This window comes from Clostridium sp., from assembly GCF_018372875.1.
Taxonomy (GTDB): domain Bacteria; phylum Bacillota; class Clostridia; order Clostridiales; family Clostridiaceae; genus Clostridium.
Genome location: NZ_JAHAIF010000018.1, coordinates 1 through 13,526, shown reverse-complemented (window position 1 = coordinate 13,526; position 13,526 = coordinate 1). Strand labels below are relative to the sequence as shown.

27 protein-coding genes and 1 pseudogene are annotated in these 13,526 nt (G+C 34.3%); all 28 read right to left on the bottom strand.

Annotated elements, in window-relative coordinates:
* Positions 1 to 42 precede the first annotated feature (42 nt).
* Positions 43 to 156, bottom strand: a complete 114-nt coding sequence (rpmJ, locus tag KIB46_RS07895) for a 50S ribosomal protein L36 (RefSeq protein ID WP_003448032.1) — start codon at positions 154 to 156, stop codon at positions 43 to 45.
* A gap of 43 nt (positions 157 to 199) precedes the next feature.
* The gene (gene infA / locus KIB46_RS07890) at positions 200 to 418 is read right to left on the bottom strand and encodes a translation initiation factor IF-1 (RefSeq protein ID WP_027098810.1); all 219 of its coding nucleotides are present in this window, start codon (positions 416 to 418) and stop codon (positions 200 to 202) included.
* A gap of 7 nt (positions 419 to 425) precedes the next feature.
* Positions 426 to 707, bottom strand: coding sequence for a KOW domain-containing RNA-binding protein (locus tag KIB46_RS07885; protein ID WP_291671354.1), 282 nt, complete (start codon positions 705 to 707; stop codon positions 426 to 428).
* 67 nt (positions 708 to 774) lie between these two features.
* Positions 775 to 1,524 carry a type I methionyl aminopeptidase gene (map, locus tag KIB46_RS07880; RefSeq protein ID WP_291671353.1) on the bottom strand — a complete coding sequence of 250 codons (750 nt, stop codon included), beginning with the start codon at positions 1,522 to 1,524 and terminating at the stop codon, positions 775 to 777.
* Positions 1,524 to 2,171 (bottom strand): adenylate kinase, encoded by a 648-nt coding sequence (locus KIB46_RS07875; RefSeq protein ID WP_027098807.1) that lies wholly within the window; start codon positions 2,169 to 2,171, stop codon positions 1,524 to 1,526. Before KIB46_RS07875 ends, map begins: the two co-directional genes overlap by 1 nt.
* A 23-nt stretch (positions 2,172 to 2,194) precedes the next feature.
* Entirely contained in the window at positions 2,195 to 3,466 is a 1,272-nt protein-coding gene (secY, locus tag KIB46_RS07870) for a preprotein translocase subunit SecY (protein ID WP_027098806.1), read from the bottom strand.
* A gap of 1 nt (position 3,467) precedes the next feature.
* On the bottom strand, positions 3,468 to 3,908 hold the full coding sequence (gene rplO / locus KIB46_RS07865) for a 50S ribosomal protein L15 (RefSeq protein WP_027098805.1): 441 nt from the start codon (positions 3,906 to 3,908) through the stop codon (positions 3,468 to 3,470).
* Between the two features lie 21 nt (positions 3,909 to 3,929).
* A complete protein-coding gene (gene rpmD, locus KIB46_RS07860; RefSeq protein WP_027098804.1) occupies positions 3,930 to 4,109 on the bottom strand; it encodes a 50S ribosomal protein L30 in 180 nt (59 codons plus the stop codon).
* A gap of 13 nt (positions 4,110 to 4,122) precedes the next feature.
* Positions 4,123 to 4,620, bottom strand: coding sequence for a 30S ribosomal protein S5 (rpsE, locus tag KIB46_RS07855; protein WP_027098803.1), 498 nt, complete (start codon positions 4,618 to 4,620; stop codon positions 4,123 to 4,125).
* A gap of 19 nt (positions 4,621 to 4,639) precedes the next feature.
* A complete protein-coding gene (gene rplR / locus KIB46_RS07850) occupies positions 4,640 to 4,999 on the bottom strand; it encodes a 50S ribosomal protein L18 (protein WP_027098802.1) in 360 nt (119 codons plus the stop codon).
* Between the two features lie 18 nt (positions 5,000 to 5,017).
* Entirely contained in the window at positions 5,018 to 5,560 is a 543-nt protein-coding gene (gene rplF / locus KIB46_RS07845) for a 50S ribosomal protein L6 (RefSeq protein WP_027098801.1), read from the bottom strand.
* A 70-nt stretch (positions 5,561 to 5,630) separates the two neighbouring features.
* Positions 5,631 to 6,029, bottom strand: coding sequence for a 30S ribosomal protein S8 (rpsH, locus tag KIB46_RS07840; protein ID WP_027098800.1), 399 nt, complete (start codon positions 6,027 to 6,029; stop codon positions 5,631 to 5,633).
* A 33-nt stretch (positions 6,030 to 6,062) separates the two neighbouring features.
* Complete coding sequence (locus KIB46_RS07835; RefSeq protein ID WP_027098799.1) at positions 6,063 to 6,248, bottom strand: type Z 30S ribosomal protein S14; 186 nt, start codon at positions 6,246 to 6,248, stop codon at positions 6,063 to 6,065.
* Positions 6,249 to 6,263: 15 nt separating this feature from the next.
* The gene (gene rplE / locus KIB46_RS07830; protein ID WP_027098798.1) at positions 6,264 to 6,803 is read right to left on the bottom strand and encodes a 50S ribosomal protein L5; all 540 of its coding nucleotides are present in this window, start codon (positions 6,801 to 6,803) and stop codon (positions 6,264 to 6,266) included.
* A gap of 23 nt (positions 6,804 to 6,826) precedes the next feature.
* The gene (rplX, locus tag KIB46_RS07825; RefSeq protein ID WP_027098797.1) at positions 6,827 to 7,141 is read right to left on the bottom strand and encodes a 50S ribosomal protein L24; all 315 of its coding nucleotides are present in this window, start codon (positions 7,139 to 7,141) and stop codon (positions 6,827 to 6,829) included.
* A 17-nt stretch (positions 7,142 to 7,158) separates the two neighbouring features.
* Complete coding sequence (gene rplN, locus KIB46_RS07820; protein WP_027098796.1) at positions 7,159 to 7,527, bottom strand: 50S ribosomal protein L14; 369 nt, start codon at positions 7,525 to 7,527, stop codon at positions 7,159 to 7,161.
* Between the two features lie 29 nt (positions 7,528 to 7,556).
* Positions 7,557 to 7,814 carry a 30S ribosomal protein S17 gene (gene rpsQ, locus KIB46_RS07815; RefSeq protein WP_027098795.1) on the bottom strand — a complete coding sequence of 86 codons (258 nt, stop codon included), beginning with the start codon at positions 7,812 to 7,814 and terminating at the stop codon, positions 7,557 to 7,559.
* 21 nt (positions 7,815 to 7,835) lie between these two features.
* Complete coding sequence (gene rpmC, locus KIB46_RS07810) at positions 7,836 to 8,045, bottom strand: 50S ribosomal protein L29 (protein ID WP_027098794.1); 210 nt, start codon at positions 8,043 to 8,045, stop codon at positions 7,836 to 7,838.
* Positions 8,045 to 8,479, bottom strand: a complete 435-nt coding sequence (gene rplP / locus KIB46_RS07805) for a 50S ribosomal protein L16 (RefSeq protein WP_027098793.1) — start codon at positions 8,477 to 8,479, stop codon at positions 8,045 to 8,047. Before rplP ends, rpmC begins: the two co-directional genes overlap by 1 nt.
* 17 nt (positions 8,480 to 8,496) lie before the next feature.
* Positions 8,497 to 9,162 carry a 30S ribosomal protein S3 gene (gene rpsC, locus KIB46_RS07800; protein ID WP_156561985.1) on the bottom strand — a complete coding sequence of 222 codons (666 nt, stop codon included), beginning with the start codon at positions 9,160 to 9,162 and terminating at the stop codon, positions 8,497 to 8,499.
* A 19-nt stretch (positions 9,163 to 9,181) separates the two neighbouring features.
* Entirely contained in the window at positions 9,182 to 9,517 is a 336-nt protein-coding gene (rplV, locus tag KIB46_RS07795) for a 50S ribosomal protein L22 (protein WP_049179288.1), read from the bottom strand.
* 29 nt (positions 9,518 to 9,546) lie between these two features.
* On the bottom strand, positions 9,547 to 9,825 hold the full coding sequence (rpsS, locus tag KIB46_RS07790; protein ID WP_027098790.1) for a 30S ribosomal protein S19: 279 nt from the start codon (positions 9,823 to 9,825) through the stop codon (positions 9,547 to 9,549).
* Between the two features lie 64 nt (positions 9,826 to 9,889).
* Positions 9,890 to 10,723 (bottom strand): 50S ribosomal protein L2, encoded by an 834-nt coding sequence (rplB, locus tag KIB46_RS07785; protein ID WP_156561983.1) that lies wholly within the window; start codon positions 10,721 to 10,723, stop codon positions 9,890 to 9,892.
* Positions 10,724 to 10,784: 61 nt separating this feature from the next.
* Positions 10,785 to 11,081 carry a 50S ribosomal protein L23 gene (rplW, locus tag KIB46_RS07780; RefSeq protein ID WP_291671352.1) on the bottom strand — a complete coding sequence of 99 codons (297 nt, stop codon included), beginning with the start codon at positions 11,079 to 11,081 and terminating at the stop codon, positions 10,785 to 10,787.
* On the bottom strand, positions 11,081 to 11,701 hold the full coding sequence (gene rplD, locus KIB46_RS07775) for a 50S ribosomal protein L4 (RefSeq protein WP_027098787.1): 621 nt from the start codon (positions 11,699 to 11,701) through the stop codon (positions 11,081 to 11,083). The genes rplW and rplD overlap by 1 nt, the downstream gene beginning before the upstream one ends.
* A gap of 27 nt (positions 11,702 to 11,728) precedes the next feature.
* Positions 11,729 to 12,358, bottom strand: a complete 630-nt coding sequence (gene rplC / locus KIB46_RS07770) for a 50S ribosomal protein L3 (protein WP_027098786.1) — start codon at positions 12,356 to 12,358, stop codon at positions 11,729 to 11,731.
* Positions 12,359 to 12,436: 78 nt separating this feature from the next.
* On the bottom strand, positions 12,437 to 12,745 hold the full coding sequence (gene rpsJ, locus KIB46_RS07765) for a 30S ribosomal protein S10 (protein ID WP_021876938.1): 309 nt from the start codon (positions 12,743 to 12,745) through the stop codon (positions 12,437 to 12,439).
* 600 nt (positions 12,746 to 13,345) lie between these two features.
* Positions 13,346 to 13,526, bottom strand: a pseudogene (gene tuf / locus KIB46_RS07760) (elongation factor Tu); the annotation flags it as partial.

The following is a 13,526-nucleotide window of genomic DNA, read 5'->3' as shown; positions in this document are numbered from 1 at the left end:
TTAAATGCCTAATTTGTATTTTTTGTCTAATATTATTTTATATTAGCCTTGTTTTTGCTTGTGCTTTGGATTTTCACAGATTACCATTACTCTTCCTTTTCTTCTTATGATCTTGCACTTTTCGCAAATAGGCTTAACTGATGGTCTTACTTTCATAGCTAACCCTCCTTGTATTAGTAACAGTAGATTTTATACTACTTTATTTTGCTCTCCATGTAATTCTACCTCTACTTAAATCATATGGAGATAATTCTACTGTAACCTTATCTCCAGGCAGAATTCTTATGAAGTTCATTCTTAATTTGCCTGATATATGTGCTAGAATTGTGTGCCCACTTTCAAGTTCAACTTGGAACATAGCATTGGGTAATGATTCTAGAACAGTACCTTGCATTTCTATAACATCGTCTTTTGACATAAGGTAATCAACCCTCCTTAACAATGCCCTTTAATTTTAGAAGTCTCTTAATCTTTAAATCAGTACTTTTCTCATTTCTTAAAATCGACAATTTTATCTCTTCATCTATATCACATAGAATACTTAAATGCTTAAGATTCTTTTTCTTAGGATTATTTATAGTTTTAATATTACCATCGGCTACTAGTACATATTCACTATTAATCTGATTAGTTATTATATATAAATGATTCTTATCTCTTCCAGCTTTTGATAGTACTACTTTTCCAATCAAGTCATTGTTTTGCAAATTATTCACCTCGATGATTACCTTAGTATAAATCGTAACATTACGAATTTATAACTAAGCAACACTATTATTTTATTAGTGTTAATATTTCGGGCCCATCTGGTAAAATCGCAACAGTATTTTCATAATGTGCTGATAGTTTCCTATCTTTTGTAACAACAGTCCACCCATCAGATAGAGTTAGTACTTTGCAATCACCCACATTAACCATAGGTTCAATTGCTAATACCATTCCTTCTCTTAACTTTGGACCTCTACCCGGCATACCGAAATTGGGTACTTCAGGATCTTCGTGTAGATTTCTTCCGATTCCATGACCTACGAAATCTCTTACAACTGAGAAACCTGAATGTTCAACATACGTTTGAATTGCATGTGAAATATCCGTTAGTCTGTTTCCTATATGAGCAAATTTAATTCCCTCAAAAAAACAATCTTTCGTAACTTCAATTAACTTTTGTGCTTCTTGTGAAACATTTCCTACTGAAAAAGTTCTTGCTGCATCTCCATGAAAACCTTCAAAAGCAGCACCACAGTCTACACTTACAATATCGCCCTCAGTTAACTTATAGGCTCCTGGTATTCCATGAACTACTTGCTCATTGATTGATATACAAAGTGATGAAGGAAATCCATACAATCCCTTAAAAGAAGGTTTGGCTCCTTGTTCAATAATAAACTCCTCTGCTATCTTATCTAACTCTGCTGTAGTTATACCAGGTTTTATTTTTTCTTCTATTAATAATAATGTTTCTGCTACTATTCGGCCTGATTTCCTCATATAGTTAAGTTCATTATTATTCTTTATAATAATCACTAAACTGGCTCTCCTAATATAGTACAAATACTTTCAAACACTTCATTAATAGCTTTTGTACCATCTACTGTAGAAAGTAACTCTCTCTCCTTATAGAAATCAATTAGTGGTTGTGTTTGTCTCTCATATACATCAAGTCTTTCTTTTACTGTTTCTTCTGTATCATCTTTTCTTTGAACTACATCCGAACCACAAAGCTCACACTTACCTTCAATCGGTGGATTAAATTTTATGTGATAACTTGCCCCACATGATGGACATACTCTTCTTCCTGTCATTCTTTCAAGTATAAAATCTCTAGGTACCTCTATACATAAAGCAGTATCTAAAGACTCTTTTCTCTTTTGTAAGAACTCTTGAAGAGCTTCTGCTTGGCTTACCGTTCTTGGAAAGCCATCTAATAAATATCCATTCTCACAATCATCATGTTGAAGTCTATCTTTTACCATATCTATTGTAACTTGATCAGGAACTAACTGACCATTATCAATATACTTTTTAGCTTCTATTCCAAGTGGAGTATTTTCTGAAATATTCTTTCTAAAAATATCTCCTGTTGAAATATGAGGAATTGAATATCTATTACTAATTGATTTTGCCTGTGTTCCTTTTCCTGCACCAGGAGGACCTAGTAATATAATCTTCACGGGCATCATCTCCATTTTATTTTCTATTTAAGAAATCCTTCATAATGACGCATCACCATTTGAGATTGTAATTGTCTTGAGAAGTCCATTGCTACTCCTATTACAATTAACACTGCTGTTGCACCAAATTGAATTCCTTTAAATGGTGTGTATTGTTCCACTAAAATAGGAGTTACTGCTAAAAATGCAGCAAATACACCACCTATAATTGATACTCTAGCTAATATTTTTTCAAAATACTCAGTTGTTTGCTCACCTGGTCTTATTCCAGGAACAAAACCTGCTGACTTATTTAGATTTTCAGCCATCTCATCTGGTTTTAAAGTAACTTCATTATAGAACCAAGTAAAGAATACTGTTAATAAAGCAAATATTACAGGATACATCCATGTCTTTTCATTAAAGATGCTGTAACTACTACCTATAATCCATTGTGAAACACTGCTATTAGGGAAAAACTGAGCTATAGCCTTTGGAAATCCCATTACTGACATTGCAAATATAATTGCAATTACAGCTGCACTTATTATACTTAATGGAATATGTGTAGATTGTCCTTTCATAACTTTATTACCAACAGCTTTACCTGCATATTGTACTGGAATCTTTCTTTCAGCAAGACTAAAGAAAATAGATATTGCTAATAGAGCAATAACAGCTACTATAAATAAAGCTAATGCTACTTTATCTACTTCTAAACTTAAAACTTTACTAACTGTAAGTGGTAATCTAGAAATAATATTAACAAAAATTAATATTGATGTTCCATTACCAAATCCCTTAACTGTAATTTGATCTCCTAACCAAATACAGAATGTTGATCCAACAACAAGGGACATTATTACTATAACTAATTCTAAGCTTGAACTAGATATCATTGCACCTTGTGAACCAAATGAAGCTACTGAACCAATAGCTAATATTATAGCAATTACAATAGCCACATAACGAGTAGCATTTTGTATTTTTTTTCTACCCTCTTGCCCCTCTTTAGATAGTTGCTCTAAAGATGGAATAGCTATTGTTAATAATTGCATTATAATTGATGCATTAATATATGGTGTTACACCTAATGCTAATATACTAAAGTTACTAAATGCTCCACCAGATATTAAATCATAGAAACCAAGTAACCCAGATTGAGTCATCTCTTGTATTCTTGATATAAATTCAGCATTGATTCCAGGAACAGGAATATGAGTTCCCATCCTGAAAATCGCTACTAAAAATATTGTCCAACAGAATTTTTTTCTCAATTCTGGAACCTTCCAGGCATTACGTAGGGTTGATAGCATATTAAATCACCTCAACTTTTCCTCCAGCTGCTTCGATCTTCTCTACTGCAGATTTTGAAAGTTTACATCCTTTTATAGTTAAGCTCTTTTCTAAGTTTCCGTTTCCAAGAATCTTAACTCCATCCATAACTTTACTTATTACTCTCTTCTCAAGTAATACTTCAGGAGTAACTTCAGTTCCGTTTTCAAATATATTTAATCTATCCACATTAATACTAACGATCTTCTTAGCAAATATATTTGTAAAACCTCTCTTTGGAAGTCTTCTGTAAAGAGGCATTTGACCTCCTTCAAAACCTGGTCTTACTCCACCGCCTGATCTAGCGTTTTGTCCTTTTTCACCTTTTCCGGCATTTCTACCTAAACCAGAACCAGTACCTCTACCAACTCTCTTAGGAGCCTTTTTGCTACCTGCTGCTGGCTTTAATTCATGAAGTTTCATTATCAGTACACCTCCTCTAAATTATACTTCTTCTACCTTTAGTAAATAGTCAATCTTCTTAATCATACCTTTTATTTGAGGAGTTTCCTCTTTTTCTACTGTTTTACCAATTTTCTTTAGTCCTAGGGCATTTGCAGTAGCGATATGGTCTTTCTTTCTACCTATTAAGCTCTTAACTAGAGTAACTCTTAACTTAGCCATCGCCAATTCCCTCCTAACCTAGAATCTCTTCAACAGATTTTCCTCTTAATTTAGCTATATCTTCAGCTGTTCTTAAGTTTGCTAATCCGTTGATAGTTGCATTTACCATGTTTCTTGGATTGTTTGAACCTAATGACTTAGCTCTAACATCCTTTAATCCTGCTAATTCAAGTACAGCTCTTGCAGGACCCCCAGCAATAACTCCTGTACCTTCTTTAGCTGGCATTATAAGAACTTTTCCTGTTCCGAAAGTTCCATATATTTCATGAGGAACAGTTGTTCCAACCATAGAAACTTTTACTAAGTTTTTCTTAGCATCTTCTATTCCCTTTTTGATTGCTACTGGAATTTCGATAGATTTTCCCATTCCAACTCCAACGTGTCCGTTTTCGTCACCAACAACAACTAGAGCGCTGAATCTGAAGTTTCTACCACCCTTAACAACCTTAGTAACTCTGTTTATATAAACAACCTTTTCTTTAAGGTCTAGTTGACTAGGATCGATTCTCATGTATTTCCCTCCTTATTTTTTAGAAATTTAATCCTGCTTCTCTAGCAGCTTCTGCTAATTGTTGTACTCTTCCGTGATATACATATCCACCTCTGTCGAACACAACATCTTTAATTCCTTTTTCTAATGCCTTCTTAGCTACTAGTTCTCCTACAAGTTTAGCACCTTCTTTGTTACCGCCCTTTGCAGAGAAGTCTTTTTCTAAGCTTGAAGCAGAAACTATAGTTACAGCATTTATATCATCAATTATTTGTGCATAAATATTTTTTTCACTTCTGTATACTGAAAGTCTTGGTCTTTCAGGAGTACCGAAAACTTTCTTACGAACTCTAAGGTGACGTTTTACTCTACTTGCTTTTTTGTCTACCTTCTTGAACATAAAGCTCACTCCTTTCTATTATTTCTTACCAGTTTTACCTTCTTTACGTCTGATTACTTCGCCTTCGAATTTAATTCCTTTACCCTTATATGGTTCTGGCTTTCTCCAACGTCTGATATCAGCCGCTTGTGCTCCAACAACTTGCTTATCTATACCTTTGATAACAACTTTTGTTGCAGCAGGAGTTTCGAAAGTAATTCCATTCATTGGTTCTATTTCAACTGGATGTGAGTATCCAAGGTTCATTACAAGTTTCTTTCCTTGTAGTTGAGCTCTATAACCAACACCTACTAATTCTAAAGTCTTTTGGTAACCTTCGTTAACTCCAATTACCATGTTATTAATAAGTGCTCTTGTTAATCCGTGAAGAGCTCTGTGCTCTTTTACATCACTAGGTCTAGTAACAACAACTTCGTTGTTTTCAACCACTATCTTAATGTCTTTGTGCATAGCATTTACTAGCTCACCTTTTGGTCCCTTAGCTGTAACAACATTATCTGCTGATACAGTTACAGTTACGCCAGCAGGAATAGCTATTGGTAATCTACCTACTCTTGACATAATTGCACCTCCTGTATTCTTCTCGTACAAACATATATTTAATCTATCTAGTTACTTCCTATATAAGATACTACCAAACGTAGCAAACTACTTCTCCGCCTAGTCCCATCTTTCTAGCTTCTCTATCAACCATTATTCCCTTAGAAGTTGATATAACAGCTATTCCTAATCCGTTTAACACCTTTGGAGTTTCATCTTTTTTACAGTAAACTCTTAATCCTGGCTTAGATATTCTCTTTATTCCAGTAATAACTCTTTCTTTGTTAGAACCGTATTTAAGAGATATTCTTAACATTGGTACAACACCATCATTGTACTCATCTATTTCTTTAATATATCCTTCTTGTAATAATATATTTGCTATTGCCTTCTTTACATTTGAAGAAGGTACTTCTACTACCTCATGTCTTACAGCATTTGCGTTTCTAATACGAGTTAGCAAATCTGCTATAGGATCTGTCATAACCATTTAATGTGCCTCCTTTCGCTCTATGAATCGATATTACCAGCTTGCTTTCTTGCATCCAGGGATTTGTCCCTTATAAGCAAGTTCTCTGAAACAAATACGGCATATACCGAACTTTTTAAGTACTGCATGTGGTCTACCACATATTCTACATCTTGTATAAGCTCTTGTTTTATATTTAGGTGTCTTATTCCACTTTTCAATAATAGCTTTACGTGCCACGACTTTCCCTCCTTATTATTGAGCGAATGGCATTCCAAGGAATCTTAATAATTCTCTTGCTTCTTCGTCAGTGTTAGCTGTAGTTACGAAGATTATATCCATTCCTCTCACTTTATCGATTTTATCGTACTCTATTTCTGGGAATATTAATTGCTCTTTAATTCCTAGTGAATAGTTTCCTCTTCCATCAAATGACTTGCTTGAAACACCTCTGAAGTCTCTAACTCTTGGTAGAGCGATTGCCATTAGCTTATCAGCAAATTCATACATCTTTGCTTTTCTTAATGTAACTTTACATCCTAATGGCATATTTTCTCTTATCTTAAAGTTAGCAACAGATTTCTTTGCTCTAGTTAATATTGGCTTTTGACCAGCTATTAATGTTAAATCGTTAACTGCTGCTTCTAAAACCTTTTGATTTTCTTTAGCTTCTCCAACACCCATATTGATTACTATCTTTTCAAGTCTTGGAACTTCCATTATATTTTTATAACCAAACTTTTCAATCATAGCTGGTATAATTTCTTTTTCGTACTTTTCTTGAAGTCTTGTCATATTGATTTACCTCCTTTCAGATTCTAGAATGTTTCTCCGCACTTCTTGCAAACTCTTACCTTAGCTCCGTCTTCTAATAACTTATTGCTAATTCTAGTTGCACTCTTGCACTTTGTACAATATAACATAACCTTTGAGCTGTATATAGCAGCTTCCTTTTCTATAATAGCACTTTCGGCTTGATTTCTAGTAGCCTTTTGGTGCTTCTTAACTATGTTAACTCCTTTTACAAGAACCTTTCCTGTCTTAGGATATACTTTTAAAACTTCTCCAGTTTTTCCTTTATCTTTTCCTGAAATAACTACAACTGTGTCGTTCTTTCTTACATGTACCTTCAAGTTAGCCACCTCCTCTATTATAGAACTTCAGGTGCTAATGATAAGATTTTATTAAATTCTTTATCTCTTAGCTCCCTAGCAACTGGTCCGAAGATACGAGTTCCTCTTGGTTGCTTATCATCTTTTATTATAACTGCAGCATTTTCATCAAACTTAATGTATGAACCATCTGCTCTTCTTAATCCTCTTACAGATCTAACTATAACAGCCTTTACTACGTCACCTTTTTTAACAACTCCGCCTGGTGTTGCACTTTTAACGCTAGCAACTATTACATCTCCAATGTTACCGAACTTTCTCTTAGATCCGCCTAAAACTCTGATACACATGATTTCTTTTGCACCTGAGTTATCTGCTACCTTTAGTAAGGTTTGTTGTTGTATCATTGAATTACCCTCCTTTCAGTCTTTAAAGCTTATTTTGCTTTTTCAACTATCTCAACAAGTCTCCATCTCTTATCTTTAGATAATGGTCTAGTCTCCATTATTAATACTCTATCATTTATTCTAGCTTCATTATTTTCATCATGAGCTTTAAACTTAGTAGTTCTGTTAACAGTCTTACCATATAACGGATGTCTTACCTTAGTTTCAACAGCAACTACGATAGTTTTATCCATTTTGTCAGAAACAACTCTACCAATTCTTTTCTTTCTTAGTGCTCTTTGTTCCATTTAAAGAATACCTCCTTCCGATTACTGTTGAACCTTTAGCTCTTCTTCTCTTAAGATGGTTTTTATTTGGGCTATAGATTTCTTAACTTCTCTTATTCTCATAGGATTTTCTAATTGTCCTGTAGCTAATTGGAATCTTAAGTTGAATAATTCAGCTTTTAAATCTCCTAATTTAGCTTGTAAATCTTGAGGATTATTTGCTCTTAATTCTTTTAATTCTCTAGCCTTCATTATTCTTCACCACCCATTTCCTCAAAATCTCTTCTTGTAACAAACTTTGTTTTTACAGGAAGTTTGTGTGATGCAAGTCTCATAGCTTCTCTTGCAACTTCTTCATTAACTCCTGATAACTCAAATAAAACTCTACCAGGCTTAACTACTGCTACCCAATATTCTGGCGAACCTTTACCTGAACCCATTCTTGTTTCAGCTGGTTTTTCAGTTACTGGCTTATCTGGGAAAATCTTTATCCAAAGTTTTCCTCCTCTTCTGATGTATCTATTTATAGCAATTCTGGCTGCCTCGATTTGATTACTTGTAATCCAACCACAACTAGTAGCTTGAATACCGAAATCTCCATAAGCAAGGAAATTTCCTCTTGTAGCTTTACCTTTCATTCTACCACGTTGTACCTTACGATGCTTTACTCTTTTAGGCATTAACATGATCTATTCCTCCTTTCTTACGCGTCAACTTCTTCCTTTTCAACTTTTTTAGTTGGAAGAACTTCTCCATTATAAACCCAAACCTTAACTCCGATCTTACCGTATGTTGTATCTGCTTCAGCAAATCCATAATCAATGTCTGCTCTTAAAGTTTGTAGTGGAATTGTTCCTTCATGATATTGTTCTGTTCTAGCTATTTCTGCTCCTCCTAATCTTCCTGAACAAGCAGTTTTAACACCTTTTACTCCGTGTTTCATAGCTCTTTGAATTGTTTGCTTCATAGCTCTTCTGAATGAGACTCTCTTTTCTAATTGAGCAGCAATATTTTCTGCCATTAATTGAGCATCTGCTTCAGCATTCTTAACTTCAACAATGTTTATTAAAACATTCTTTCCGCCAATTAACTTATTTATCTTTTGCTTTAAGGCTTCGATTCCAGCTCCACCTTTTCCTATAACAACACCTGGCTTTGCAGTGTGTATGTTTAACTTGATTCTCTTAGCAGCTCTTTCTATTTCGATCTTTGAAATACCTGCTGAGAATAATTCTTTTTTTACATATTCTCTGATCTTGTTATCTTCAACTAAGTTATCAGCAAAGTCTTTTTTATTAGCATACCACTTTGCATCCCACTCTTTGATAACACCTACTCTAAGTCCGTGAGGATGTACTTTTTGACCCACTTATCTTTCCCTCCTTCTTCTAAGCTCTTTCTTTAACAACTACAGTTATGTGGCTTGTTTTCTTAAGAATCTTAAACGCTTTACCATGGTCCATTGGTCTAAATCTCTTTAATGTTGGACCTTGACCAACGTGTATTTCTGAAACATATAATTTATCAGTATCTAATGCAAAATTGTTTTCTGCATTTGCAACAGCTGATTTTAAAACTTTGTTAATAACTACTGCTGCTTCTCTTGGAGTATATTGTAAAATAGCAAAAGCTTCTTTAACATCTTTTCCTCTTATTAAATCTGTAACTGCTCCTACCTTAATTGGAGACATTCTTACATACTTAGCTATAGCCTTAGCTTCCATATCTTGTTCCTCCTTTCCTGGCGCCTATACTATCTTTTAGACTTCTTATCTGTGTCCACGTGCCCTTTGAAAGTTCTAGTTAAAGCGAACTCTCCAAGCTTATGTCCAACCATATCTTCTGATACATATACAGGAACATGCTTTCTTCCATCGTGAACAGCTATTGTATGACCTATCATTTGTGGGAAAATTGTTGAACTTCTTGACCAAGTCTTTATAACCTTTTTCTCACCATTTGCATTCATTTCTTCAATCTTTTTAATTAATCCTTCATGGACAAAAGGTCCTTTTTTTGTTGATCTACTCACTTATATTGCCTCCCTTCACTAACCTTAGGCTGATAAGCCATGAAGAGAATAGGTTCTCTTCATATTACTTATCGTTTCTTCTCTTAATGATAAATCTATCAGAATACTTCTTATTCTTTCTAGTCTTGTATCCAAGTGCTGGTTTACCCCATGGAGTAACTGGACTTGGTCTACCGATTGGTGATCTACCTTCACCACCACCATGAGGGTGATCGCAAGGGTTCATTACAGAACCTCTAACAGTAGGTCTCCAACCCATGTGTCTCTTTCTACCTGCTTTACCTATATTAACTATATCATTAGTTGAGTTAGATACAGTTCCTACAGTAGCTCTACATTCGATTCTTACATATCTCATTTCGCCTGAAGGTAATCTTAATGTAGCGTAGTCTCCTTCTTTAGCCATTAATTGAGCTGAAGCTCCTGCAGATCTAACTAATTGAGCTCCTTTTCCAGCTTGTAACTCTATGTTGTGAACAACTGTACCAACTGGTATATTCTTTAATGGAAGAGCATTACCTGCTTTGATATCTGCTTCTGGTCCTGATACAACTACATCTCCTACAACTAAACCAGCTGGAGCTATTATGTATCTCTTTTCCCCATCTGCATATACTACTAAAGCAATGTATGCTGATCTATTTGGATCGTATTCTATTGTAGCAACCTTTGCTGGAACACCATCCTTATTTCTCTTGAAATCTATTATTCTATACTTTCTCTTAGCACCGCCACCACGATGTCTAACAGTTATTTTACCTTGAGCATTTCTACCACCGTTTTTCTTTAAAGAAACAAGAAGTGATTTTTCTGGTACATTTGTTGTTATTTCTTCAAATGTTGCCATTGTCATTTCTCTTCTTGAAGGGGTAGTTGGTTTAAACTTTTTAACTGCCATTTTGTTACCTCCTTCTTACAGCTTATCTGGTGTTTTACACCAATAAATCACCTTTATTCAACTATTGTAATCCTTCAAAGAATTCTATTCCCTTGCTATCTGCTGCAAGTGTTACAATAGCTTTCTTGTAGTCAGATCTCTTTCCTACATGTACGCCCATTCTCTTAGTTTTTCCCATAGTTCTTATAGTTTGAACGTTAGCAACTTTAACTCCAAACACTTCTTCAACAGCTCTCTTTATTTGAGACTTGTTTGAATTAATGTGAACTATGAAAGTGTACTTATTTTCTGCCATAGCTGTCATAGTCTTTTCAGTTATAACAGGCTTTCTTATTATATCATGGCTTGTTAACTTCATTATGCGTACACCTCCTCAATCTTTGATACAGCATCTTTAGTCATGATCACTTTTTCAAACTTTAGTAAATCATAAACATTGATGTTGTTTACAGGAATTACTGAAACTCCTTCAATATTTCTAGCTGACTTATAAACTACTTCGTTTGATTCAGCTGTTACTATTAATGTCTTATTAGCATTGAAAGCTTTTAGCATTTCTGCCATAGACTTAGTCTTGATTGCTTCAAATTCAAGATTTTCTAAAACGATCATTTCTTCATTTTGAACCTTACAAGTTAATGCAGACTTCATAGCTACTCTTCTCATGCTCTTTGGTACTGACATTCTGTAATCTCTTGGCTTTGGTGCAAAAACAACACCACCCTTAATCCATTGTGGAGCTCTTATAGAACCTTGTCTTGCTCTACCTGTTCCCTTTTGTCTCCAAGGCTTGATTCCGCCTCCTCTTACTTCAGCTCTTGTCTTAGCTGATTGAGTTCCTTGTCTCTTGTTTGCAAGTAATGCAACAACTACTTGGTGCATTGCATCCTTATTAACTTCAACTGCGAAAACATTATCGTTTAATTGGATTTCTCCAACTTGTTTTGCTTCTTTATTAAATAATCCTACTGTAGGCATCCTGTGCGTCCTCCTTTCTTACAGAAATTAAGCCTTAACTGTATTTCTAATAACTACTGTACCTTTATTAGGTCCTGGGATTCCACCCTTTATTAGTATTAAATTCTTTTCAGCTATAACTTTAACTACTTCTAAGTTTAATACTGTTGTATTAACAGCGCCCATGTGACCTGGCATATGTTTATTCTTAAATGTTCTTGATGGATCTGATGATGCTCCCATTGAACCTACTGCTCTATGGAACTTAGAACCGTGTGACATTGGTCCTCTTTGAGCATTCCATCTCTTAATTACACCTTGGAATCCCTTACCTTTAGAAATTCCTGACACATCAACCTTATCTCCTACTGCAAAAACGTCAGCCTTTATTTCTTGACCAACTTCATATTCGCTAGCATTTTCAAGCTTGAATTCTTTAAGTGTTCTTCTTAATGAAACTCCTGCTTTAGCAAAATGTCCTTTAGCTGGCTTGTTAACTAATTTTTCTCTTATTTCTCCAAAACCAACTTGGATAGCTTCATATCCATCTTTCTCTGTTGTCTTCTTTTGAACAACAACACATGGACCTGCTTCCACTACTGTTACAGGAATCATCTTTCCATTTTCATTGAAAATTTGAGTCATTCCTATTTTCTTACCTATAATAGCTTTTTTCATTTTACTTACACCTCCCAAACTAATTAGCGGATTGTAACACAATCATAATAGTTCAATCTCTATTTAAAAGTTTTGCTATTAAAGCTTTATTTCGATATCTACACCTGCTGGTAGATTTAATCTCATTAATGCATCAACAGTTTTTGGTGATGGATTAACGATATCTATAAGTCTCTTGTGAGTTCTTATTTCGAACTGTTCTCTAGAGTCCTTGTATTTGTGAACTGCTCTTAATATTGTAACAACATCTTTTTCTGTTGGTAATGGTACTGGACCAGCAACCTTAGCTCCTGTTGATTTAGCAGTTTCAACGATTTTTTCAGCTGATTGATCTAATATTGTGTGATCAAAAGCCTTTAATCTTATTCTTATTTTTTGTTTTGACATCTTGGTTTCCCTCCTTTTCATGTACGCTTTACTTCTAACGCACAACAGCGGTTATCTGTAAACTGTTCCTGGTGTTTCGCACTTTTAAACACAGTCTAACAAATTCCCTGTCGTCGGATTCTAGATCCAGACATACTCATCAAGAATTACCCGGAAGTCCGGCAACCTCTTGATTCATCGCTGTTTGCTCTGCAACTTCTTTATTATACTATTTTTCATTAATGTTTTCAAGTTTTTTAATTACATTATTTTTAATTTTTATTTTGGTAATCTTAGCTGTTTTTCATCTCAACTGTACTTTATTTTATATTCTTTTTTATTGATTTTCAAGAACTTTATTATGTATTTAATGCTTAATACTTATATATTATCCAAAGTTTAGTAATTTTATAAATAACAACACCTATTTAACTAAATTTTTAACACCTACTAAATTTAAACTATTATTCTTAAGCCTTGTTATCACATAAATTTTCACTACACTTTATATAACTTTAACGCCTTAATATAAGTTATATTTTTTTATACAAAAAAGAGTAGAAGACGTCTCCTCTACTCTTTATAACCAAGTTTAAATTTAAACATTATATAATTCTAAAATTATTCTATGATGCTAGTAACAACACCTGAACCTACAGTTCTTCCACCTTCTCTGATAGCGAATCTTAAACCTTCGTCCATTGCTACTTGAGTTATTAATTCAACATTCATATCGATGTGGTCTCCAGGCATAACCATTTCCATACCTTCTGGTAATTTGATTGATCCTGTAACGTCTGTT